Raw genomic sequence first — 22,381 nt, forward strand, 5'->3', positions numbered from 1 at the left:
TTTGTAAGGCAGGGTGACGAATGGCTCTGAAACAGGCATCAGCCCACCAATACCTCGAGTTCCAGGCCCTGAGGGTTCATGCATTGCCAGCGCCAGGCATCGGTCAGCATGGCTTCAAGGTCATGTCGGGCCTGCCAGCTCAGTTCACGCTGCGCCTTGCCCGGATCCGACCAGCACGCGGCCACGTCGCCTGCGCGCCGAGGCTCGAAGACGAGGGGCACCTTTACGCCCGAGATTCGCTCGAAGGTCTTCACCACTTCGAGCACCGAATACCCTCGACCGGTGCCCAGATTCCAGATAGACACGCCGCGCTGGGTGCCTATGCGGGCCAATGCTTGCAAATGGCCCTCGGCCAGATCCATCACATGCAGGTAATCCCGTATGCCGGTGCCATCAGGTGTCGGGTAGTCACTGCCGAACACATGCAGGGCAGGGCGCTGCCTATTGGCGACCTGCAGCAGGAATGGCAGCAGGTTATTGGGTGTGTTGCGTGGTGATTCACCCAGCATTCCGGATGGATGCGCGCCAATTGGATTGAAGTAGCGCAACAGGCCAATGGCCCAGCGCGGGTCCGAACTGGCGGCGCTCTTCATCACGTGTTCGGCCATGAGTTTGGAATGGCCGTAGGGATTGGTCGGCAAGCCCAGCGCGCAGGTTTCGTCCAGCGGCATGCGGTCGGCTTCGCCATAGACCGTGGCTGATGAGCTGAACAGCAGGTTGAAGACGCCGGCCTCGGCCATCGCCTGGCACAGATTGACGCTGCCACTGACATTGGTCTCGAAATAGCGCAGTGGCTCACGCACACTTTCGCCCACGGCCTTGAGGCCCGCACAGTGCACGACCGCTTCTATGGGGTATTCGGCGAACAGGGCATGCAGAGTGGCCTTGCTGCGAACGTCTCCAGGAATGAAGTCGAAATGTCTTCCGGTGATGTTTGCCACTCGATCAAGCGTTTCTCGCGAGCTGTTGCACAGGTTGTCCAGCACCAGCACCTCGTTGCCGTGCTCAAGCAGCGCCAGCACGATATGAGCGCCAATGTATCCCGCACCACCGGTCACTAGGATCATGGTTGTCCTTCCTTTGGTTTTCGCGGCCTCGGGGAGAGGCAGGCTGACGACTCCGTCCCTCATGGATCAGGGCATACGGAGTGTTTGCGAGCGAAAATCAGGACCCATCGACCCAACAGACCAGTGACGTACTGCAGGTACCAAAAAAGCATTCGCTTATGACTAGGGAAATTTCCCCGCGCATGAGTTCAACGAACTTTTCCCAGTGGTGTGTGCACTTCATCGGGAGAACTGAACGGGCGGGCCGGAACACTCTCAATACCCTCAGTAAGGGCGGGCATCAGCAGAGCCTGTAAGGGGTTCAACGCTCATGGCCGCCTTGCTTTCATTAATGAATGCAGTCGAAGTTCAGCCCTCAAAGGCGCCCTTCAGATTCGTCCGGGCACTTTTTTTCATAAGAAGGGAAACTTCATGAACCGTGCAGAAGCGATTCATTCAGACCTGTCGACCGCATCGCAAGCCAAGCCAGACACACGCCCCGTTCTGCTCTGTCTCTCTCATCTGAGGTGGGGTTTTGTCTACCAGCGTCCTCAGCACATCATGTCTCGTATGGCTCGCGACTATGACGTGCTTTTTTTCGAGGAGCCGGTCTTCGCCGATTCCCCCGACAGTCGCCTGGAAGCCTTGCCGCAGCCTTCAGGTGTAACCGTGCTGGTGCCTCATCTGCCTCGTGATCTGCCGCCTGATCAAGCGGTTCTCGCGCAACGTCAGTTGCTGGATCACTGGCTTGAACAGCATCCATCACATGATCTGCTCCTGTGGTACTTCACGCCCATGAGCCTGGCGTTCACCGATCATCTCTGGCCGCAGGCGATCATCTACGACTGCATGGACGAACTGTCGGCATTCAAGGGCGCGCCGCCTGAGCTGATCGTCATGGAGCAGTACCTGCTGGAGTGTGCGGATGTGGTTTTCACCGGTGGCCACAGCCTCTGGGAGGCCAAGAAACAACGGCACGATAATGTGCACGCCATGCCCAGCAGCGTGGACATCGAGCATTTCGCGACGGCCAGACGTGGGTTGAGCGATCCGCCCGATCAACAGGGCATTCCACGCCCACGCCTGGGGTTCTTTGGCGTCATCGACGAGCGATTCGACATCGAGCTGATTCGTCAGGTAGCCAGCGTCCGGCCTGACTGGCAAATCGTGTTGATTGGACCTGTGGTCAAGATTGATCCGGGCAGCCTGCCGCAGTTGCCGAACATTCATTACCTGGGCGGCAAATCCTATGACGACCTGCCAGCCTACCTGTCCGGCTGGGACGTGGCATTGATGCCCTTTGCGATCAACGAGTCCACGCGCTTCATCAGCCCGACCAAAACTCCGGAATACCTGGCGGGCGGCTGCCCGGTGGTGTCGACACCGATCACCGATGTGGTCAGTACCTACGGAGACAGTGGTGTGGTGACCATCGCTGCTGACGCTGCGCAGTTTTGCGATGCCATTGAGGGTGCGCTCGGGAGGGGCAAGTCCAGCGAATTCCATGATCGTGCCGACGCCGTGCTTGCGGACAAGTCCTGGGACAAGACCTGTGTAGCCATGAAGGAGCAGATCCAATGCCTGAAATAACCCTCGACTCAGCCATCAATGCTGCACAGCCCTACGATTTTCTGATTGTCGGTGCCGGTTTTGCCGGCAGCGTGCTGGCTGAAAGACTGGCCGCGGGGCTCGGCAAGCGCGTGCTGTTGATTGATCGTCGTTCCCATATCGCAGGCAACGCCTACGACCATCTCGACAGCGCAGGCGTGCTGGTGCATCGCTACGGGCCGCACATCTTTCATACCAACGCCGAACGCATTGTCGACTACCTGTCGCAGTTCACCGAATGGCACAGCTACGAGCACCGGGTTCTGGCGCGGGTCGACGGCAAACTGGTGCCGATTCCCATCAACCTGGATACGTTGAATACGCTGTATGGCCTGCAGATGGACGAGCAGCAGGCCGAGGTGTTCCTGGCCGAACGTGCAGAGCCGGTGGAGATGATCAGGACTTCCGAGGATGTGGTGATCAATCAGATCGGACGAGAGCTGTACGAGAAGTTTTTCAGGGGTTACACGCGCAAACAGTGGGGCCTGGACCCTTCGCAACTGGACAAGTCGGTGACGTCCAGGGTGCCGACCCGCACCACGACCGACAGCCGCTATTTCGGCGACAGCTTTCAGAAGATGCCGCTGCACGGCTACACGAAAATGTTCGAGCGCATGCTGGATCACGAACGGATCGATATTGTGCTGGGCGTCGATTTTGCCGAGGTGCATGAGGCGTTGTCCTATCGGCATCTGGTGTACTGCGGCCCCATTGATGAGTATTTCGGCCACTGTTACGGACGGCTTCCCTATCGCTCATTGCGCTTCGAACACAAAACGGTTGATCAGACTCGGTTCCAGCCCGTCGCGGTGGTCAATTACCCGGATGAAGAAGTCCCGTACACCCGTATCACTGAGTACAAGCACCTGACAGGGCAGCAGCATCCGAAAACCAGCGTGACCTATGAATTTCCGACTGCCGAGGGCGATCCGTACTACCCGATACCCCGCGAGGAGAACAACGAGCTGTACAAGCGCTACAAGGCCCTGGCCGACCAGTCCGACGATGTCACCTTCCTTGGGCGCCTGGGCACGTACAAGTACTACAACATGGATCAGGTCGTAGGTCAGGCGCTGGCCTTGTATCAGCGTCTTGCCGAAGTGCATGCACCTGCTGCATCAGAGCTGAAACCGCCGGTGTTCAACGAACAGCCAGCGGGGAATTAGCATGCCAGGTCTGTTCAAGAGTTTTTTTGTGGGCGGATTCGAGTGTTCAACTCACCGGCGACGCGATGGCAAACGCCTGGACCTGCTGCATTCCACAGGCCACGCCCGCTGGCCCGGAGAGGACTTCGCGGCAATGGCGAACTGCGCCATGCGCACGGTGCGCAGCGGGCTGCGCTGGCACCTGATCGAAACGCGCCCCGGTGTCTATGACTGGAGCAGCTTCCTGCCCATGCTGCGGGCGGCTCGTGCCCAGGGCACCCAAGTGATCTGGGACCTCTGCCATTACGGTTACCCGGATGATATGGACATCTGGCGTCCACAGTTCGTGGAGCGTTTCGCGCGCTTTGCGGCTGCGGCGGCGCAGGTGATCAAGGATGATGGCGAAGTTGTGCCGTTTTATTCGCCGATCAACGAGATTTCGTTCTGGAGCTGGGCGGGAGGCGATGTCGGCTATTTCAATCCCGGCGCTGAACGCCGTGGCATGGAACTCAAACATCAGTTGATCAGGGCCAGCATCGCAGCGATCGAGGCGGTGCGCGACGTCGAGCCTGGCGCGCGTTTCGTGCAGGCTGACCCGTTGATTCATGTGTTGCCGTCAAGCGGGCGCAACGATGACATCGAGGCGGCTGAAAACTATCGGCAGGCGCAATTCGAAGCCTGGGACCTGTTGAGCGGACGCCAGTGGCCCGGACTCGGAGGGCGACCCGAGTATCTGGACGTGCTGGGTGCCAATTTCTATCCGCATAACCAGTGGATATTCAACAGTCGCCGCGTGATGCGCGGCGAACCGGATTATCGGCCGTTCAGCGGCATGCTTCGTGAGCTGTACGCACGCTACGGCAGACCCATTCTGGTGTCGGAAACGGGTGCCGAGGATGAACAGCGTGTGCCCTGGTTTCGTTATGTGACCGATCAGGTCAGCAAAGCCGTGCAGGCGGGAGTGCCGGTGGAAGGCATCTGCTGGTATCCGATCCTGGATTATCCCGGCTGGGATGACGGACGGTATTGCCCGGCGGGTCTGCTGGGCTACGCCGATGGCCAAGGTCAGCGTGCTGCGTTTCACCCGCTGCAACTGGCGATTCGTGAAGCAGATGAGGCGTTCGAAGCCCTGCATTCATCGTCTCTGAATGCTGACAGAGGCCGATGAAGCATGCGAGCGAGCACTGCGACACCTCTGCCGGAACGTGCCGTGCCCTTTTTGATTCGCTACGTGTCTTTGCGGCCCTGGCATTTCGGCGCCATGTTCTTACTTATCGTAGGCGCGGCCAGTTGCGCCGTGGCTGTGCAGTACGGCATGAAGATGCTGGTCGATGTCATGACCCTGGGCGACCGCAGAAGCGAGCACGTCTGGTTTCCGTTCTTCCTGTTCCTCGGGCTGATCGTGGTCGAAAACCTGTTCTGGCGGCTGGGTGGCTGGCTGGGTTGTCGCACCGTAGTCGCCAGTTGCGCCGACCTGCGTGTGGATCTGTTCAATCACCTTACCGGTCACCCGATGCGCTATTTCTCGCAGCATTTCTCGGGATCACTGGCCAATCGCATCTCATCGGCCGGTGCGGCGGCAGGCTCGATCTACGGTGGTCTGGCCTGGAAGATCATTCCACCCTGCGTCGACTTTCTGGGGGCCGTAGTGGTGCTGTACACGGTCAAGGTGGCCATGGCGAACGTGCTGATTCTGTGTGTGCTGCTGGTCGCTGTGTTGATCACCGTGGTCGGGGTGCGCGGTCGCTCGAAACACATCGACTTCGCCGCGCAGTCCGCCAGGGTCGGTGGCGAGATGGTGGATCTGGTCTCCAACATCTGGACCATCAAGGCGTTCTCCGCCCGCGAGCGCGAACGCCAGCGGCTCGAGGCATCGATTGGCATTGAAGCACGCGCACAGCGGCGCAGCTGGATCTACCTGGAAAAGGCCCGTGTGCTGCACGATATCTGTCTGTCGGTCATGGCCGGCGGAATGCTGGGATGGGCCATTCTGTTGTGGCGGGCCGATGCCGTGACCGCCGGTGACGTGGTACTGGTCAGCGCGCTGACCTTCCGTATCCTGCACGGCTCTCGAGATCTGGCTCTGGCGCTGGTCGACACCTCGCAGCAACTGGGTGTGATCGCCGATACGCTGCGCATCATCATCCAGCCCTATACATTGAGCGATGCCAAGGCCGAGTTGAAACCGAGTCGAGGGGCGATCCGGATTATTGATGTGGCTTACCGCTATCCAGAAGGACGTCGAATATTCGAGCACTTGAATCTGGATATTCCTGCTGGCCAGCGTGTCGGGATTGTCGGCTCCTCGGGCGCTGGAAAGTCCACCTTATTGAGCCTGTTACAACGTCTTGACGATGTCAGCAGTGGCGTGATTCTGATTGATGATCGCGATATCAGAGCCGTCAGCCAGGACAGTCTCAGGAAACAGATTGCCGTCGTTCCGCAGGAACCCACGCTGTTCAACCGCAGCATTTACGAAAACATCGCCTACGGGTTACCCGATGCGCGTTACGAAGACGTTATTCAAGCTTCGCGACAGGCTTACTGCGACGAGTTCATTCGCGCGCTACCGGAAGGTTATGACACGTTAGTGGGTGAGCGGGGCGTGAAACTGTCAGGCGGTCAGCGCCAGCGACTGGGATTGGCCCGGGTCTTTCTCAAGAATGCGCCGATCCTGATTCTTGACGAAGCGACGTCCGCACTGGACTCGCATTCCGAAGCAGTGATTCAGGCGGCACTTGCCAAACTGATGCACGGCAGAACTGTGCTGGTGGTGGCGCACAGGCTGTCTACTGTGGCCAATTTCGACCGGGTCATCGTGCTGCACGACGGACAAATCATTGAAGATGGACCGCCTATGCAACTGCGCAGACAAGGCGGTGTCTATGAGTCGCTCTGGGTCGCTCAGACACTCGTCGGCGAATGAATCAGGTTCTCCCGGCCCATCCATATGCATATAATTCTGTTTTTTTATTGCTGCATAGAACCCTTTCGAGGGTATTGAAGTCGTAAGCGGTGAGTGCGTGCAGTCACGCTGATATTATTCTGGGAGTTGTGGCGTGTCGGAAAACAAGACCCGTGTTGACAATACGGCGAGTGGTGACATCTCCCATAAGGGAAAGGATATCTTTTTCGCAGCGGTAGAAACGACACGCATGCCGATGATCGTGACTGACCCCAACAGTGAAGATAACCCGATCATCTTTGCCAACAAGGCGTTTCTGGAAATGACCGGATACGCCTCCGAAGAAATCATTGGCTCCAACTGTCGGTTCCTGCAGGGTCCGGAAACCGACCGGGCAGTGGTGCAGACCATTCGCGATGCGATTCATGAGCGCAACGATATCTCCACTGAGATACTCAACTATCGCAAGGACGGTTCGTCGTTCTGGAACGCTTTGTTCATTTCCCCGGTGTACAACGACGCGGGCGATCTGATCTATTTCTTTGCGTCACAGCTGGACATCAGTCGTCGCCGCGATGCCGAGGAAGCGCTTCGTCAGGCGCAGAAAATGGAAGCGCTCGGTCAACTGACTGGCGGCATCGCCCATGACTTCAACAATCTGCTGCAGGTCATGGGCGGATACATCGATCTGATCGGCACGGCGGCCGAAAAGCCGACCATCGACATTCCGCGCGTTCAGCGCAGCGTGCATCACGCCAAATCTGCTGTGGAAAGAGCGAGCACGCTCACCAAGCAATTACTGGCGTTCGCCCGGAAACAGAAACTGCACGGCCGGGTGCTCAATCTCAATGGTTTGATATCCAGCACTGAACCGCTGATCGAGCGTACGTTCGGCTCGGAAGTGACCATCGAGACCGATCTTGATCCGGGTTTGAAGAACTGCCGGATCGACCCGACGCAGGCAGAAGTCGCGCTGCTGAACATCTTCATCAATTCCAGAGATGCGTTGATTGGCAGGCCAAACCCCAAGGTCTTCATCGAGACGCGTAACCTGGTGGTCGATGAACTGGCCAACATGTCTTACGACGGTCTGTTGCCGGGACGCTACGTCAGCATCGCTGTGACGGATAACGGCATCGGCATGCCGTCGAGCATCCGGGACCGGGTGATGGACCCGTTCTTTACCACCAAGGAGGAGGGCAAGGGTTCAGGTCTGGGCCTGTCCATGGTGTACGGCTTCGCCAAACAGTCGGGCGGTGCAGCACGTATTTACACCGAGGAAGGCGTGGGCACCACCTTGCGCCTTTACTTTCCGGTTGACGAAGCCACCATTGCCAGTGAGTCGCCTCAGGCGCTTGAGCAGCGGCAGCGACTGGGCAGCAGTGAGCGAATTCTGATCGTGGAAGACCGACCGGATGTTGCCGAACTGGCCAAGATGGTGCTGGATGATTATGGCTACGCTTCAGATATCGTGCTCAACGCACGGGAAGCCTTGAAGAAATTCGAGTCCGGCAGCACGTACGATCTGCTGTTCACCGATCTGATCATGCCGGGCGGTATGAATGGGGTCATGCTCGCTCGTGAGGTCAAGCGTCGTTATCCCAAGATCAAAGTGCTGCTCACCACCGGCTACGCCGAGAGCTCGATAGAGCGGACCGATATCGGCGGCTCGGAGTTTGATGTGGTGTCCAAGCCCTGCATGCCTCACGATCTGGCCAGAAAAGTCAGGCAGGTGCTGGACGGGCCGAATGGTATTGCCTGACCGATGAGTGTCCAGTGACTAGAAAAGCCTGATTTCGATCAGGCTTTTTTTGTCCGGGTCATTGCGCTGAAGCCTCTCGGTGTTCAGGCGCGTTTATCAGACGCTGTAACCTCGCACGAAGGTTTCGACCGCTCGCTCTACCGCACTGTCGATTTCATCGGCGGTCAACGCGTCACGAATGCCCATCAGCCGCGGGAACACGGTTTCCGAGTCAAACAGGGCAATAAGGTGGCGAGTGACAATGTCTGGATCCGCACGGCGCATGCTGCCCGCATCCATGTGCACGCTGAAGAAATCGGCCAGCAGTTTGAATGCGATCCTGGGCCCTGCCTCGTGAAACAGCATGCCAATGTCGCTGCGCCCCGACTCGCTGATTACCGTGCGCAACGTCTTGATCATGGCTTCGCTGGCCACGACGGACAGCGTTGCTTTTCCAAATGCGGTGAGCACTGTCGACAGGTCCTTGTCCTCGGTAGCAAGCAGCTTCTCCAGACTGGGCAGCAACTGACTTTTCGCAGCCTTGCTGCTGACGGCTACAAATAGCGCTTCCTTGGAGTTGTAGTATCGGTAGAGCGTGGATTTGGAGCCACCCACCCGAGCTGCTATCGCAGCCATCGAAGCGGCTTCGAATCCATCTTCCTGAAACACCTGCGCCGCAGCGTCAATAATCGCGTCCCGCTTGGCATCTGTGAGCACTCGCACATTCAATTCTCCTATTACGATACCGAACTGTATCATTATCGCTTGACGGAACACGACCACCAAAATATAACAGTACCGATTGGTATCGTTATGTCGAATCGTTGTCCGGAGCTTCCCTTATGTGTTCTGTCTTTCTCTGTCGCCGTCATGTCATGGCCGCTTTTCTGTCGATCAGTGTTCTGACGGGATGCGGCAAGCCGCCGGGCGGCCCTCCACCTGCACCTGGAACACCTGAAGTCGGCATACTCGCGGTGCAGGCACAGCGAGTGGTTTTCAGCACGGAGCTTCCGGGGCGCACTGCGCCGTTCATGATTGCCGAGATACGGCCCCAGGTCAGCGGGATCGTTCAGAAGCGCAGCTTTACGGAGGGCAGCACGGTCAAGGCGGGGCAAGTGCTCTACCTGATCGACCCTGCCACCTACCGCGCTACGTACAACAGTGACCTGGCGGCGCTGGCCAAGGCAGAAGCATCATTGACATCGGTCCGGCTCAAGAACGAGCGCTACAAAGAGCTGGCTGCCCTCGATGCGGTCAGTCGGCAGGACTACGACGATGCCGTGTCTTCATTGGGTGAGAGCCGGGCGGATGTTGCCTCGGCCAAAGCCAATGTCGAAAGCAGCCGTATCAATCTGACGTATACCCAGGTCAACGCTCCGATTACAGGTCGAATCGGTAAATCCGGTATCACCCCGGGCGCACTGGTCACTGCGAACCAGACCTCGACCATGGCGACCATTCAGCAACTTGACCCGATATACGTCGATGTCACGCAGCCGAGTGCGGCGTTGCTGCGCCTGAAAAAATCGCTGAGCAACGGCGAAATCCAGAAGAGTGGCGCCACTGCCGCCAAAGTGAGGTTGAAGCTTGAGGACGGCAGTCTCTATCCGCTGGAGGGCACCCTCGAGTTCTCCGACGTGACAGTGGATCAGGACACGGGCGCGATTACCCTGCGTGCCGTGTTCCCCAACCCGAATGCCGATCTGTTGCCTGGCATGTATGTGCGCGCGGTGCTTGAAGAAGGCTTCAAGGAGCAGGGATTGCTGGTTCCGCAGCAGGCAGTTTCCCGAGACAGCACGGGTAAACCCATGGCGTACGTGGTGGGTAAGGACAATACGCTGGAGCGCCGTGAGCTGACGACTGACCGTGCGATCGGTGATCAATGGCTGATCAGCAGCGGGTTGAATGTCGGTGACCAGCTGGTTGTCGACGGTCAGCAGCGCGCCTCGGCCGGCGTGAAGGTCAAGACCGTGCCATGGAAGCCGCAATCTGTAGCGGCAGTTGCCACGCCTTCCGACCTCCAATAATTCCGGGTAGATAACATGTCGCGCTTTTTCATCGATCGCCCCATCTTCGCCTGGGTTCTGGCCATCATCGTCATGCTCGCAGGCATCATGGCGATTCTGACGCTGCCCATTGCCCAGTACCCGACGATTGCGCCTCCCGCGATTGCGATCACTGCCAACTATCCGGGCGCATCGGCCAAGACGCTTGAGGACACCGTCACTCAGGTGATCGAGCAGAAGATGAAGGGCCTGGATAGGCTCAGTTATATCGCTTCGACCAGTGAGTCCAGTGGTTCGGTGACCATTACGCTGACCTTCGAAAACGGAACGGATGCCGATACTGCGCAAGTGCAGGTGCAGAACAAGCTCACTCTGGCGACGCCACTGCTGCCCTCTGAGGTTCAACAGCAGGGCGTGCAGGTCGTCAAATCATCGACCAACTTCCTCAATATTCTGGCATTCACCTCCGAAGACGGGCGAATGAACGGCGCGGATCTCTCGGATTACGTCTCGGCAAATATCCAGGAGGCGATTGGCAGGGTCGACGGCGTCGGAGATACAACGCTGTTTGGCGCGCAATATGCGATGCGTATCTGGATCAATCCCGACAAGCTGGCCAGTTACAAGATGACGCCCATAGACGTCAGGAACGCCATTCAGGCGCAGAACGTTCAGGTGTCGTCGGGACAATTGGGTGCGTTGCCTGCGGCGGGCAACCAGCAACTCAATGCAACCATCACCTCTCAGACGCGCTTACAAACCGCCGAGCAGTTCGAAGACATCCTGTTGCGCACCGAAACAGACGGTTCCCAGGTCCGGCTGCGTGACGTTGCCAAGGTCGAACTCGGCAGCGAAAGCTACAGCAATACCAGTCGATTCAATGGCAAACCGGCGGCAGGTCTGGCGATCAAGCTTGCCACGGGCGCCAATGCGCTGGACACCGTCAAGGCCATTGACGCGCGGATCGAGGAACTGAAGCCTTACTGGCCGGAAGGTGTGCGGGTTCAAAAGCCTTACGACATTACACCGTTCGTGCGTATTTCCATCGAAGAGGTGGTGCGTACGCTGGTAGAAGCCGTTGTGCTGGTTTTCCTGGTGATGTACCTGTTTCTGCAAAACTTCCGGGCCACGCTGATACCGACCATTGCGGTGCCTGTCGTGCTGCTTGGTACGTTCGGTGTGTTGGCGGTATTTGGCTACAGCATCAATACCCTGACAATGTTTGCGATGGTTCTGGCTATCGGTCTGCTGGTGGATGACGCCATCGTCGTGGTGGAAAACGTTGAACGAGTGATGAGTGAAGAGGGGCTTGAGCCGAAAGCGGCAGCCCGGCAATCCATGGAGCAGATCAGCGGCGCACTGGTGGGTATCGCTCTTGTTCTGGCCGCAGTGTTCATCCCGATGGCGTTCTTCAGCGGCTCTTCAGGTGTTATTTACCGGCAATTCTCGATCACCATCGTGTCGGCCATGACGCTCTCGGTGCTGGTTGCGATGATCCTGACGCCTGCGCTCTGCGCAACATTGCTCAAGCCGGTCGGCATCAACCACGGACAGGAACGTCGCGGGTTCTTCGGCTGGTTCAACAGGGCCTTTGATCGCGGTAGCAACCGGTATCAGGGGGTCGTCGGCCACATGCTTGTCCGACCCTGGCGTTACATGATCGGCTATGGGGTCATCGTCTTGCTGGTGATGCTGGGCTTCAGCAAGCTGCCTGTGGGCTTTCTTCCCGACGAAGATCAGGGGACCCTGTTTGCGCTGATCCAGCTTCCGCCAGGTGCCACGGAAAAACGAACCGACGAAGTGCTTCGTCAGGTCGAGCAGCATTTTATGGTGGACGAGAAAGATGCGGTTTCGGGTGTTTTCACTGTGTCCGGTTTTAGCTTTGCGGGCAGCGGCCAGAACATCGGTCTGGCGTTCGTCAAGCTGCGACCCTGGAACGAGCGCAGTGATGAATCCCTCACGGTTACCCAGGTAACTGCGCGTGCCTGGCAGGCTTTTTCTGGAATCAGGGACGCTCTGATAGTGCCCTTCGCGCCGCCTGCGGTGTCGGAGCTGGGCAATGCCACCGGATTCGACCTGATGCTTCAGGACCGCGGCAATCTGGGGCATGACGCGTTGATGAAAGCGCGTAATCAGTTGCTGGAAAAGCTGAGTAAGGATCCACGCCTGGTCGCGGTGCGTGCCAATGGCCAGGAGAATGCACCGGAGTTTCGTCTGCAGATTGACGCACACAAGGCCGGAACGCTCGGGCTGTCGATGTCGGATATCAACGATACGTTTTCCATGGCCTGGGGGAGCAATTACGTAAACGATTTTCTCGATCAGGGAAGGGTCAAGAAGGTGATGCTTCAGGCAGAAGCGCCGTTTCGTATGCTGCCTCAGGACATTGGCCGTTGGTACGTGCGAAACAGCGCCGGAACCATGGTGTCTTTTGCGGCCTTTGCCAAGGCTGAGTGGACTTCCGGTTCACCAAGGCTTGAACGTTACAACGGCGTGTCGTCCATCGAGATACTTGGCATGGCCTTGCCAGGTCAGGCGTCAAGCGGAGAGGCGCTGGCCATCGTTGAAGCGGCGGTCGCCGAACTGCCGCCGGGCTTCGGCTTCGAGTGGACAGGGCTGTCGCGTCAGGAGAAAGCCTCTACCGGACAGACGACGCTGCTGTACTCGCTCTCGATCCTGTTCGTGTTCCTGTGTCTGGCGGCTCTTTATGAGAGCTGGAGCGTGCCGTTATCGGTGATCATGGTCATCCCGCTCGGCGTCTTCGGTGTGCTGCTGGGCGCAGTTCTCACCTGGAAGATGAACGATGTGTACTTTCAGGTAGGACTGCTGACCACCATCGGGCTCGCGGCCAAGAACGCGATTCTCATTGTGGAATTTGCCAAGGATCTCCATGACCGCGGTACAGGAATCATCGAGGCGACGTTGCAGGCAACCCGAATGCGCTTGCGCCCGATTTTGATGACATCCTTTGCGTTCATTCTTGGCGTATTGCCGCTGGTGCTGAGCAGCGGTGCCGGCGCGGGTGCGCAGAACGCGCTTGGCGTCGCTGTAACCGGTGGCATGCTGTCGGGGACGATTCTGGCTCTGTTTTTCGTTCCGCTGTTTTTCATACTGGTCTATAGAAAGCGTTGATCAATCATCGTCCGCTGCGGCTTGTAACAGCGCAGCGGTCGCCTGTGTTCGTGGAAATGTTCATGTCATGTGGGCCTGTTCATTCAAAACGCTGCTGCCTTATCGCTCTGGTTCCATTAATAGCGCTACTTATATCAAATGCAGTGTTTGGCAGGATCGATAGTCAACAGCGCAATAGTAAACAACAGACAACTGATGACATCGCTAATCTGTATTGATTTATTATCGAATCTGCATGAAAAGCGAGCGAGTTGGAACATGGGTGAGCCGTTCCGTTCCGTTGGGTTTTGGCTAATATTCATAGAGTATTTGCTCTTCAAAAAAAGTTGTCGAAATCATTAAACTTATTCAAAGGGCCTTGGGTCATTGGAGTGTACGCCAAATAACTTAGCGTGTTCTGCCACTGACTCGAAGGATTACCACTATGATTCGCGATGACCGTATCGCCCCAGGCGCACCTGTCTATCAGGACACCCACGCCATGGCACCTTTGCTCAAACGTATTTCCTGGAGCGCGATTCTGGCCGGTGTGGTACTGGCCATGGTTGTTTCCCTGTTATTGAATCTACTGGGTACTGCCATTGGCACCGCCAGCATCGATCCCATGCAGGAAGCCAATCCGATGTCCGGTATCGGCACCGGCGCCGGTATATGGGTCGTTGTCAGTTCGGTCATCTCGCTGTTTGTCGGCGGCTGGGCTGCGGGGCGTCTGGCTCAGCGCGAAGGCGCTTTCCACGGTCTGCTGGTATGGGCGAGCGTATCGCTGATCACTGTCTATCTGGTCACCAGCGCTGTAACTGGCGTGGTACGTGGCGGTCTGAATCTGGCAGGCAGCGGCATGTCGGCACTGGGCAGCGGTATCGCTCAGGTTGCTCCGGCCGTGGGCACCAAGATTCAGGACCAACTGCGTGAGCAGGGCATCGAATTCAACCTGGACGATATTCAGGGTGAAATCGAAACCGCCATGCGTCAGACCGGCAAGGCCGAACTGAACCCCGATGCCATCAAGCAGGAAGCTCAGGCGACCCAGCAGGATGCGCAGAACACTGCAGAGCGCAGCGCGCAGAACCCACAGCAGGCTGACGAGCAGTTGGGCGGCCTGATGGATCGCATCAAGGCCAAGGGTGATCAGGCCTGGGATGCCGCTGACCGTCAGGCGCTGGTCAATCTGATCAAGGCGCGTGGCAACAAGACTGATGCAGAGGCCAACCAGATCGTAGATCAGGCTCAGGCCAGCTATCGTCAGGCTTATGCCAAGTATCAGGAACTGAAAGCCCAGGCTGAACAGAAAGCACGTGAAGCGGCTGAAGTGACGGCCAAGCGCGTATCGCAAGGCGCGTGGATTCTGCTGATCACTCTGGTGATCTCGGGTCTGGTCGCGGCCGGTGCAGGTGTACTGGGTCGTCGTACTCAGCCACCGGCCAAGGTTGTTGCTGCGGTCTGATACACGTATTGAGTTGAGCGAATGAAGAAGGGGACGATAATAGTCCCCTTTTTTTAGCGCTTTTATAAGCCTGACTGTTCAACGGAGTCAGGGCGGTTTTACAGGTTGTGTGTTTAATACTGTCAGCTTCGATTGACAGCTGTGTCTGGCCAATACTTGTCCACGTAACTCTGAATCTCTCGCCGCATGAAAGTCCCGGACTGATCGGCGCGTTCTTCCCAGCCGAATACGCACGCTGTGACAATCCCGTCGAAACCGACTTTGGCCAGCGAAGAGAAGAATACGTCCCAATCAATTTCGCCCTGATACATGTCCATATGCTGATGCACTGTCACTTTTGCCCCTGGGGGATTGACGATGTAGCGCAGTCCTGAAGACGCTTTGTGATTCCAGGTATCGGCGACGTGCACATGCGCAATCATCGGGCCGGCTTCGGCAATCATCTTCGCCATGTCATCGCCAAAGAAGAAAGTATGCGGTGCACAGTACAGAAACCTGACGTTACTGGAACCGATGTTCTTCAGCATGTCGAGCGCAGGTTGCAATGTTTCGCACCAGTCTTCGGGGTGCGGCTCAATGTTGAGGTTAACTCCCTGCCTTTCAAGTTCAGGTACCAGTTCCTCCATAGATCGCCACCACGCGGCTTCGCTGGATTCGTGGCTATGACTGCCGCCGCAGCAGTTGCTTTTATGCCCTCGTTCGGGTGACGGGCCGCGACCGAACTCGGAGTTCATGGTGTCGCAGTCCAGCTCCACGGCGACCTGAATGGCCTGCTTCCAATAGTCGACTGCCGTCGTGCGTTCATCTTCGTGTGGGCTGGCCCAGCGGTACATAGGCAGCAGCGAAGCAACCTTCAGGTCATGGTCTTTCAGGGCCTTCTTGAACTCGGCGATACGTTCCTTGTGCGCACGGGGTCTGACCCACCAGGGCAGAAAATCCTCGCGGGGCGACAGTTCCAGGTATTCGTATCCCATCTCTGCAGCCTTGCGACACACCTCAGTCAGGCTGAGATGGCGATGCATGTAAGGATCCAGGGCTATTTTCATTGTCATTCTCCAGTGGATGAACCTTGAGCAAAATCTGTCCGGCCTTGCGGGATCTGGAACTCAGTAATCAATCCATATCCCACCCTGATCGGCCGACTCCACGCAGCGCTGCACCCAGCGCACTCCCTCGACACCTGCGTTTATGTCGGGGTAGCGCAATGCCTGCAGCGTCGCCGCATCGCCACGTGTGGTGGCGTTCATGGCCAGAGCAAAGCGGTAGTAAAGGTTGGACCAGGCTTCGAACAGGCCTTCCGGGTGCCCGCCACCAATACGATCGTCGAGCAGCGCGTCTGGATGCAGATACCCCATGCCGCGCTCCAGTATCTGGGCGGGCTGGCCTTGCACTTCGAAGCTGAGCTGGTTGGGACGCTCATCCCACCACTCGAGGCTGGCCCTTGAGCCGATCACCCGAACCTTCTGGCCGTGCATTGACCCGGCGTTGACGGCACTGGACCAGACCCAGCCCATGGCACCGCCTTCGTACTCCATCAGGGTGTAGGCATTGTCTTCGAGCGGTGCCCGGCTTTTCACGAAGCTCTGTCGGTTGCATTGCAGCCGTTTGATTTTCAGCTCAGGCAACATGACTTCGGCGATGTACAACGGATGGGTGCCCACATCGCCCAATACATAGCTCGGCCCCGCAGTGCGTGGATCCACACGCCACTGAGTGGCCTGGTTTTGCGTTTCGACCGGAGCGCTGTGAAAGCCATGGGCGAACTGCATGTGCACCATGCGAATCTCACCAAGCTCGCCTGCGGCAATCATATGTCTGGCCTGCTCGATCAACTGGTGGCCCGCGTAGCCATAAGTCACGCCGACGATGCGCTGGTTGGCTCTGGATATTTCCCTGAGGGTCTCGGCTTCTTCGAGCGTGAAGCACAGCGGTTTCTCACACACCACATGCAAACCGGCTTCAAGTGCCGCTTTGGTGATGTTGAAGTGAGTGCCATTGGGTGTGGCGACGGAAATGGCCTCGATACCGTCCGGGCGCCGGGCTTCCTGTTCAATAAGCTGCAGGTAGTCTGGGTAACAGCGTTCGGGGTCCACACCCAATTGTTCGCCAAAAGCACGGCCGCGCTCAGGGTCGATATCGAACGCGCCTGCAATTAACGCGAAGTTCTGGTCACGCAGTGCTGCCGAGCGGTGGATGTAGCCGATCTGGCTGTTCGCGCCGCCACCCACCATCGCCCATCGAACAGGGCGGGAAATACGCTTGCTGCCGTTGATCATGATCTTTTCCTTGTCAGAAACCGCAGCGGGTCAGGTAGGTACGGCTCTCGGTAACATCTGCCAGGCTGCCGCCGACATGGCGCGGGTCGCGTTCCTGCTCGACCGTGATATAGCCCTGGTAATCCAGTTCGCGAATGAGCGTGCGTAACGCGGGGTAGTCAATGAATCCGCGCCCGAGCGGGCACATCACGCCTTTGGCGCAAGCGGCGAAGAAAGTGATGCGTTCGCCGAGTACCTGATCGAACACCAGCGGATCGATGTCCTTGAAGTGCAGGTAATCGAGGCGTGACGCGTACTGGCGCAAGGTCGCTGCCGGGTCCATGCCTGCGTAGTAAAGATGTCCGGTGTCCAGGCACAGCCCGGCAACATCCGGGTGAATGTCCTGCACCAGTTGCGCCAGCTCGTCGGCGAACTCGATGTAGCCTCCGGCGTGGGGATGAATCACGGCCCGCACGCCGTAGCGATTCGCGATGTCTGCGATTTTGCGGATGTGCGCCATCATGGCGGACCATTCGGCAGCATTCAGACGAGGCGCCTTATCAGAATGCCCGGCTGCGTAGTCGCGCACCTCATGTCCCCAGTCGATGATGACCAGATAGGGGGCGGGAAGGTGTGGCTCCTGCTGTTGCCCGGCAGGCCGCAACGCTTTGAGCAGCGCACAGATATCGTGGGCCTGTTTCAGCAGCGAGGGCAGGTTTGCCGGGTCGACCAGATTGTCGAAGATCGTGCCTGCAATCAGGTGCAGACCATTCTCTGCCAGTGCTCCGCCAAGCTCGTCGACATTCAGCGGGAGATATCCATAAGGGCCCAGTTCGATGCCCCGATAACCAGCCTGCGCTGCTTCGCTGAGCACCTGACGCCACGGTGGCAGATAGGGATTGTTGACGTCGTCTACGCCCCAGCAGCAGGGGGCGGTGGATAAATGGATGGCCATTGGCTCACTCCGGCTGTTGTTATTGTTGTGTCAGGGGAGGGGTGATCGGTTGCATCAGGATGCTAGGTCGGTGTGCGCGGCACTGCTATAGTCCAGCCGGTAAAACTGTCAAAACCTTTCATGGATCGGTCAGAGACTTTCATTTCATGTCAGAGCACGATTCCGACTCACGCCGGCCCACGATGGCCGATGTCGCCCGGGAAGCCGGGGTCAGCCTGTCAACGGTAGATCGGGTACTCAACCTGCGCGCTACAGTCCGGGTCGACACGGCGCAGCGCATTTCTGCTGCCGCGCAGCGTCTCGGTTTTCACGCCCGTAGCGTCATCGAGCAGCGGCTGCAGCACAGCCGACCCACGGTGAAGTTGGGGTTTCTGTTGCAGAAGAGCGGGGTGGCGTTCTATCAGGGGCTGGCACAGGCCCTGGCAGACGCGGCAGCCGTTAGCCCTCATGCTCGGGTCCGGGTGATGATCGGCTATCTGGATGACCTGAACCCGCGCGTGGTCGCCCAGCGCATTCTGGCGCTGGGCAAGGACGTCGACGCCCTTGGCGTCGTGGCCGCTGACCACAAAGAGGTGCAGGACGCCGTCTGCGAGCTTCGCCTCAGCGGGACTCCTGTGGTGGCAATGATTTCGGAGCTGGGAAGCCATGCCGGCGCAGGTTTCGTCGGAGTGGACAGCCGCCGCATGGGACGCGTTGCCGGCTGGTTCGTTGATCGACTGGCAGCACGTCCCGGTCCTGTCGCCGTGATGGTCGGCAGTCAACGGTTCCAGTGCCAAGAGCTTTGTGAACTGAGTTTTCAGAGCTACATGGCTGAATCGTCCGGCGACTGGGAGCTACTGGCTTCGCGCCTGACACTTGAGGATGAAGAATTCGCACGCGGCAACACGCTGGATCTGCTCACGGCATGCCCGGATCTGGCTGGTCTTTATGTGGCGGGAGGCGGTATAGAAGGGGTGGTCAGTGCATTGGAGGAGATGCGCAGTCGCCGGGCATGCTTGCCGACTGTGGTATGTCACGATTTGACGGACCTTACCCGCAGCGCTCTGCAAAGCGGACTGGTGCAGGCCGTGCTGTCCCATCCCGTGGAGACGCTCGCCAGGCGCTCCATGGAAATGTTGATCGATGCCGTCGTTGGCACCAACCAGCTCGGCCGGGTCTCGTTGTCGTTACAGACGGACGTCGTTGAAAGCGTTTGAACGCAGGGAAGGGGGCAGGCACCGTTTGCCCCCTATTTATCTGTCGGAATCAGATGCTGCCCGTGGCCTCACGAACGAAATCTTCGTAAGTACGCAGAGGACGCCCGATGATGGTTTGCAAACGATCAACCGTTCCCTCGGCCGCCTGCATGCCGAACTTCTGGATACCCGACATCATCAGGCGAAGATCGTACGCCAGCCAGGCCGGGATGTAGGAAGCCATCTGCGCTTCAAAGGCTGCGACATCGTCACCGCCATAAGCCACCTCACGACCCAGCGCGGCACTCCAGATTTTTGCCACTGATGGACCCGTGAGGACCTGCGGACCGACCAGCTCCAGCGTCAGGCGCTCCAGCGCAACGGGTGCCCGATCACGTCGCAGCAATTCCGCGACTGCAATATCGGCGATGTCGCGTGCGTCGATCATCGAAACGCCCGCATCACCGATCGGCATCGGATACACCGAATAGCCCTGAATCGTTTGCTGAACCATGCCTTCGTTCTGCATGAAGTAAGCCGGACGCAGAACGGTGGCAGCAATGTCGAGGCTCTCGATCATGCGCTCGACCGAATGCTTGCCGGTGAAGTGCGGCACGTTGGTAAACCTGTCCGCGTGGATGACCGACAGGTAAACGATGCGTTCGATGCCGGCCTCTTGCGCGAGATTGAGCGTGATGAGCGCTTGCGTGACCTCATCCGGCGTAACGGCATTGAGCAGAAACAGGGTTCGTACCGACGTTAACGCGGCGCGTATCGAAGGCACATCGGTCAAGTCCGCAACCACCTCGGTGACGCCAGCCGGAAAGCTTGCCTTGCCAGGCTGACGGACGAGCGCTTTGACTTCAGCGTCTGCTGCAGCCAGACGTTGGACAATGAGTGAACCGACAGTGCCTGTGGCTCCGATGACAAGAATGCTCATGGTTGAATCTCCGTAATGAATACCTGATGAAGTCAGCGAGCAATCCCGCTGCGTTGAGATCAAGGTATCTCGTTGCAGGAATAAAACGCAGACGCCAATATATAGATACACCGTCTCAATAATGGAACGCCATGAACCTCAACGCCCTGATTGATTTCACACTCGTTGCTGCCAATGGAGGGCTGGGAAAAGCCAGCCGCGCAAGCGGTCGATCAAAGGCCACGTTATCGCGCCGAATCGCCGAGCTTGAAGAGCAACTAGGCGTCAGACTGATCGAGCGCAGTGCCCGAGGATTAAGGCTGACCGAGGCCGGGCAGATGCTGTTGGACAGAGCGGAAGGACCGTTGGGCGAGGTGACGGAAGCCATGACAGCGGCGAAGGAGGGCGTGTCGATACCTCGCGGGCGATTACGCATCGCGGCCCCGATCCTGTTCTCGCAACTCGCGATGGGGTGTATCGGTGCCGATTTTTGTGCGGCCTATCCCGAGATCGAGCTTGAGGTGGTCGCCGAGGATCGTGTGGTTGATCCTGTCGAAGAGCAATTCGACGCGTGCATTCGGGTAAACCCACGCCCGGACAGCAATCTGGTAGGGCGGTGCTTTGCCAAAGACCGGTTGATCGTTGTCGCTGCGCCTGAAATACCAAAGCCGACATCTGATGCAATCAACCCGGTATCCGCAATCGTGGCCTTTAATTTTCAGCCAACCATCTGGGCTGTGGACGGCGGGGCGCTGAAACTGGAACCTGTCCCAAGACTCAAGTTCTCTTCGTTTCTCATGATCCGCGATGCAGCCATAGCCGGCGGCGGTGTGGCTCTGATCCCGCAATCCATCGTGTGGAATAACCTGGCCAAAGGAGAGCTGGTTCAATGGGGCGTAGTGTCGGACGTAGAAGCTGAGCTTTGGGTATTGCATACATCAAGACGACTGGCCGCTCCCAAGGTCCGCGCATTCGTCGACTTCATGTGCGCCAGATATCCGAATGTTTCGTTGGTATTGGAGGGTTAGGGCTGATCGACTCTGAGCTTCGTATTACATAACTAAACTAAATGACTCTTTAGTTGAGTTATCAGATATTTGCATATTACAGATTTGGAAGGATAGCGCGAAATAGCCCGTTTCTGAAGGGCTGATCGGCGCATGGAGCTTAGGAGCATTGAGGTTGATCTGCATGCAAAGGCAGAATATCGAAGTCACTATCAAGTAAGTCCAAACACCTGAGGATTACGCAAATGCCTGTTTATCTGGCTGCTGAACACGAATTGAATGTGGGACAGGCCCTTGTGGTCGAAGCCCCAGCGCAGGAAGGCACCTTCGTCATGGTATTCGAAGATGACGGGGACACCGGCTATTGCTACGCACTCGACACTGGCTCCACGGACAATCCCATCCAGGACGCACTGCACATTTACAACGTGGCAGACGTTACTGACCGTGCAAAAACCTCGAATATCAAGATTGGCTGGTCTCTGGATCACGGCAAAGCAGTCCTGCTGATCAACGATTATCCCCATGCAATCGTCGATCTCCAGGCGAAACAAGGCTATTGCCGCACCGGATTCCCGCCACCAGTGGATAACGGTTGGTCAGTTGCCGGACATGAATGGGACGAGACCGCGCTGCGGCTGTTTGCGTGATTACGGGTTAAAGACCCTTCATGCATGCGCGCACATTCTCATCGATCAGGTTGTCAGGCTTCATGCATTCGCGCAGGGTTTTTCTGTCTGCGGTTTTATCGAGGCCTCTGGAGTTCGTGAGCGCTGGGTTATTTCCGTTGCGGCATTTAGGTGACTTTCTTGCGCCAGGCATTCCGGCAGTGACTTCACAGGCGAACGCATTGCTCAGGGTATGAATGTGCTTGCTGAGTGGCGTGGCCTCGAAGGCATTCGGACTGGCTGACCAGGCAGGCAGACTGATGCAGGCGAGAACGAACGTCAGGGTGCGGTTCATGATCCATCCTTGAAATGGTGCAGGTTAAGAGCGTGCGGGACTGTCGAGGGATTTGTCGCTGATGTCGATTGGGGGCATTT

General features: G+C 57.8%; 18 protein-coding genes. 11 read left to right on the plus strand and 7 right to left on the minus strand.

What is annotated here, in order from left to right:
• Positions 1 to 38: 38 nt before the first annotated feature.
• A complete protein-coding gene (gene galE / locus QRN20_RS01420) occupies positions 39 to 1,067 on the minus strand; it encodes a UDP-glucose 4-epimerase GalE (protein WP_043303620.1) in 1,029 nt (342 codons plus the stop codon).
• Between the two features lie 411 nt (positions 1,068 to 1,478).
• Between galE and QRN20_RS01425 the strand changes: the two genes are divergently transcribed.
• The 5 genes from QRN20_RS01425 (at position 1,479) to QRN20_RS01445 (ending at position 8,466) form a co-directional block, all read left to right on the plus strand.
• Positions 1,479 to 2,636 carry a glycosyltransferase family 1 protein gene (locus QRN20_RS01425; protein ID WP_285359928.1) on the plus strand — a complete coding sequence of 386 codons (1,158 nt, stop codon included), beginning with the start codon at positions 1,479 to 1,481 and terminating at the stop codon, positions 2,634 to 2,636.
• The gene (gene glf, locus QRN20_RS01430; protein WP_122428284.1) at positions 2,624 to 3,820 is read left to right on the plus strand and encodes a UDP-galactopyranose mutase; all 1,197 of its coding nucleotides are present in this window, start codon (positions 2,624 to 2,626) and stop codon (positions 3,818 to 3,820) included. The genes QRN20_RS01425 and glf overlap by 13 nt, the downstream gene beginning before the upstream one ends.
• 1 nt (position 3,821) lies before the next feature.
• Positions 3,822 to 4,967 (plus strand): family 1 glycosylhydrolase, encoded by a 1,146-nt coding sequence (locus QRN20_RS01435; protein WP_285359929.1) that lies wholly within the window; start codon positions 3,822 to 3,824, stop codon positions 4,965 to 4,967.
• Between the two features lie 3 nt (positions 4,968 to 4,970).
• Positions 4,971 to 6,725: an ABC transporter ATP-binding protein gene (locus QRN20_RS01440; RefSeq protein WP_122770316.1), complete on the plus strand. Its 1,755-nt coding sequence runs from the start codon at positions 4,971 to 4,973 to the stop codon at positions 6,723 to 6,725.
• Positions 6,726 to 6,858: 133 nt separating this feature from the next.
• Positions 6,859 to 8,466: a hybrid sensor histidine kinase/response regulator gene (locus QRN20_RS01445; protein WP_029242606.1), complete on the plus strand. Its 1,608-nt coding sequence runs from the start codon at positions 6,859 to 6,861 to the stop codon at positions 8,464 to 8,466.
• A 96-nt stretch (positions 8,467 to 8,562) separates the two neighbouring features.
• On the opposite strand, the gene QRN20_RS01450 is transcribed toward QRN20_RS01445, so the two are convergent.
• Positions 8,563 to 9,168: a TetR/AcrR family transcriptional regulator gene (locus QRN20_RS01450; protein WP_029242607.1), complete on the minus strand. Its 606-nt coding sequence runs from the start codon at positions 9,166 to 9,168 to the stop codon at positions 8,563 to 8,565.
• A 119-nt stretch (positions 9,169 to 9,287) separates the two neighbouring features.
• Between QRN20_RS01450 and QRN20_RS01455 the strand changes: the two genes are divergently transcribed.
• The 3 genes from QRN20_RS01455 (at position 9,288) to QRN20_RS01465 (ending at position 15,027) form a co-directional block, all read left to right on the plus strand.
• Positions 9,288 to 10,472, plus strand: a complete 1,185-nt coding sequence (locus QRN20_RS01455; protein WP_029242608.1) for an efflux RND transporter periplasmic adaptor subunit — start codon at positions 9,288 to 9,290, stop codon at positions 10,470 to 10,472.
• 15 nt (positions 10,473 to 10,487) lie between these two features.
• On the plus strand, positions 10,488 to 13,583 hold the full coding sequence (locus QRN20_RS01460; RefSeq protein WP_032663895.1) for an efflux RND transporter permease subunit: 3,096 nt from the start codon (positions 10,488 to 10,490) through the stop codon (positions 13,581 to 13,583).
• Positions 13,584 to 14,007: 424 nt separating this feature from the next.
• Positions 14,008 to 15,027 carry a hypothetical protein gene (locus QRN20_RS01465; protein ID WP_058432932.1) on the plus strand — a complete coding sequence of 340 codons (1,020 nt, stop codon included), beginning with the start codon at positions 14,008 to 14,010 and terminating at the stop codon, positions 15,025 to 15,027.
• Between the two features lie 122 nt (positions 15,028 to 15,149).
• Here the strand turns inward: QRN20_RS01465 and QRN20_RS01470 are convergent, their stop codons facing one another.
• Genes QRN20_RS01470 through QRN20_RS01480 form a run of 3 tightly spaced genes read right to left on the minus strand, consistent with a single transcriptional unit; the run spans position 15,150 to position 18,237 of the window.
• Complete coding sequence (locus QRN20_RS01470) at positions 15,150 to 16,073, minus strand: sugar phosphate isomerase/epimerase family protein (protein WP_096766894.1); 924 nt, start codon at positions 16,071 to 16,073, stop codon at positions 15,150 to 15,152.
• 60 nt (positions 16,074 to 16,133) lie between these two features.
• On the minus strand, positions 16,134 to 17,303 hold the full coding sequence (locus tag QRN20_RS01475) for a Gfo/Idh/MocA family protein (protein WP_058432931.1): 1,170 nt from the start codon (positions 17,301 to 17,303) through the stop codon (positions 16,134 to 16,136).
• A gap of 13 nt (positions 17,304 to 17,316) precedes the next feature.
• Positions 17,317 to 18,237, minus strand: a complete 921-nt coding sequence (locus QRN20_RS01480; protein WP_058432930.1) for a TIM barrel protein — start codon at positions 18,235 to 18,237, stop codon at positions 17,317 to 17,319.
• Between the two features lie 146 nt (positions 18,238 to 18,383).
• Here QRN20_RS01480 and QRN20_RS01485 point away from each other — a divergent pair, with 146 nt between their 5' ends.
• The gene (locus QRN20_RS01485) at positions 18,384 to 19,433 is read left to right on the plus strand and encodes a LacI family DNA-binding transcriptional regulator (RefSeq protein WP_122570160.1); all 1,050 of its coding nucleotides are present in this window, start codon (positions 18,384 to 18,386) and stop codon (positions 19,431 to 19,433) included.
• Positions 19,434 to 19,482: 49 nt separating this feature from the next.
• On the opposite strand, the gene QRN20_RS01490 is transcribed toward QRN20_RS01485, so the two are convergent.
• Positions 19,483 to 20,352, minus strand: a complete 870-nt coding sequence (locus tag QRN20_RS01490) for an NmrA/HSCARG family protein (protein WP_122509837.1) — start codon at positions 20,350 to 20,352, stop codon at positions 19,483 to 19,485.
• Between the two features lie 131 nt (positions 20,353 to 20,483).
• On the opposite strand from QRN20_RS01490, the gene QRN20_RS01495 reads away from it, so the two are divergent.
• Positions 20,484 to 21,359, plus strand: a complete 876-nt coding sequence (locus QRN20_RS01495) for a LysR family transcriptional regulator (protein WP_242787971.1) — start codon at positions 20,484 to 20,486, stop codon at positions 21,357 to 21,359.
• 224 nt (positions 21,360 to 21,583) lie between these two features.
• Positions 21,584 to 21,988, plus strand: coding sequence for a DUF2251 domain-containing protein (locus tag QRN20_RS01500; RefSeq protein WP_122606809.1), 405 nt, complete (start codon positions 21,584 to 21,586; stop codon positions 21,986 to 21,988).
• A 7-nt stretch (positions 21,989 to 21,995) separates the two neighbouring features.
• On the opposite strand, the gene QRN20_RS01505 is transcribed toward QRN20_RS01500, so the two are convergent.
• Positions 21,996 to 22,301: a hypothetical protein gene (locus tag QRN20_RS01505; protein ID WP_122509839.1), complete on the minus strand. Its 306-nt coding sequence runs from the start codon at positions 22,299 to 22,301 to the stop codon at positions 21,996 to 21,998.
• Positions 22,302 to 22,381: the final 80 nt, after the last annotated feature.

The sequence above is a fragment of the Pseudomonas sp. fls2-241-TYG-175 genome, assembly GCF_030209155.1.
Classification (GTDB): Bacteria; Pseudomonadota; Gammaproteobacteria; order Pseudomonadales; family Pseudomonadaceae; genus Aquipseudomonas; species Aquipseudomonas viridiflava.

Excerpts from the sequence above, each read along its gene's own strand:
- galE (WP_043303620.1), bottom strand. The coding sequence starts at position 1,067 with ATGATCCTAGTGACCGGTGGTGCGGGATACATTGGCGCTCATATCGTG.
- QRN20_RS01425 (WP_285359928.1), top strand. The coding sequence starts at position 1,479 with ATGAACCGTGCAGAAGCGATTCATTCAGACCTGTCGACCGCATCGCAA.
- glf (WP_122428284.1), top strand. The coding sequence starts at position 2,624 with ATGCCTGAAATAACCCTCGACTCAGCCATCAATGCTGCACAGCCCTAC.
- QRN20_RS01435 (WP_285359929.1), top strand. The coding sequence starts at position 3,822 with ATGCCAGGTCTGTTCAAGAGTTTTTTTGTGGGCGGATTCGAGTGTTCA.
- QRN20_RS01440 (WP_122770316.1), top strand. The coding sequence starts at position 4,971 with ATGCGAGCGAGCACTGCGACACCTCTGCCGGAACGTGCCGTGCCCTTT.
- QRN20_RS01455 (WP_029242608.1), top strand. The coding sequence starts at position 9,288 with ATGTGTTCTGTCTTTCTCTGTCGCCGTCATGTCATGGCCGCTTTTCTG.
- QRN20_RS01460 (WP_032663895.1), top strand. The coding sequence starts at position 10,488 with ATGTCGCGCTTTTTCATCGATCGCCCCATCTTCGCCTGGGTTCTGGCC.
- QRN20_RS01465 (WP_058432932.1), top strand. The coding sequence starts at position 14,008 with ATGATTCGCGATGACCGTATCGCCCCAGGCGCACCTGTCTATCAGGAC.
- QRN20_RS01470 (WP_096766894.1), bottom strand. The coding sequence starts at position 16,073 with ATGAAAATAGCCCTGGATCCTTACATGCATCGCCATCTCAGCCTGACT.
- QRN20_RS01475 (WP_058432931.1), bottom strand. The coding sequence starts at position 17,303 with ATGATCAACGGCAGCAAGCGTATTTCCCGCCCTGTTCGATGGGCGATG.
- QRN20_RS01480 (WP_058432930.1), bottom strand. The coding sequence starts at position 18,237 with ATGGCCATCCATTTATCCACCGCCCCCTGCTGCTGGGGCGTAGACGAC.
- QRN20_RS01485 (WP_122570160.1), top strand. The coding sequence starts at position 18,384 with ATGTCAGAGCACGATTCCGACTCACGCCGGCCCACGATGGCCGATGTC.
- QRN20_RS01490 (WP_122509837.1), bottom strand. The coding sequence starts at position 20,352 with ATGAGCATTCTTGTCATCGGAGCCACAGGCACTGTCGGTTCACTCATT.
- QRN20_RS01495 (WP_242787971.1), top strand. The coding sequence starts at position 20,484 with ATGAACCTCAACGCCCTGATTGATTTCACACTCGTTGCTGCCAATGGA.
- QRN20_RS01500 (WP_122606809.1), top strand. The coding sequence starts at position 21,584 with ATGCCTGTTTATCTGGCTGCTGAACACGAATTGAATGTGGGACAGGCC.
- QRN20_RS01505 (WP_122509839.1), bottom strand. The coding sequence starts at position 22,301 with ATGAACCGCACCCTGACGTTCGTTCTCGCCTGCATCAGTCTGCCTGCC.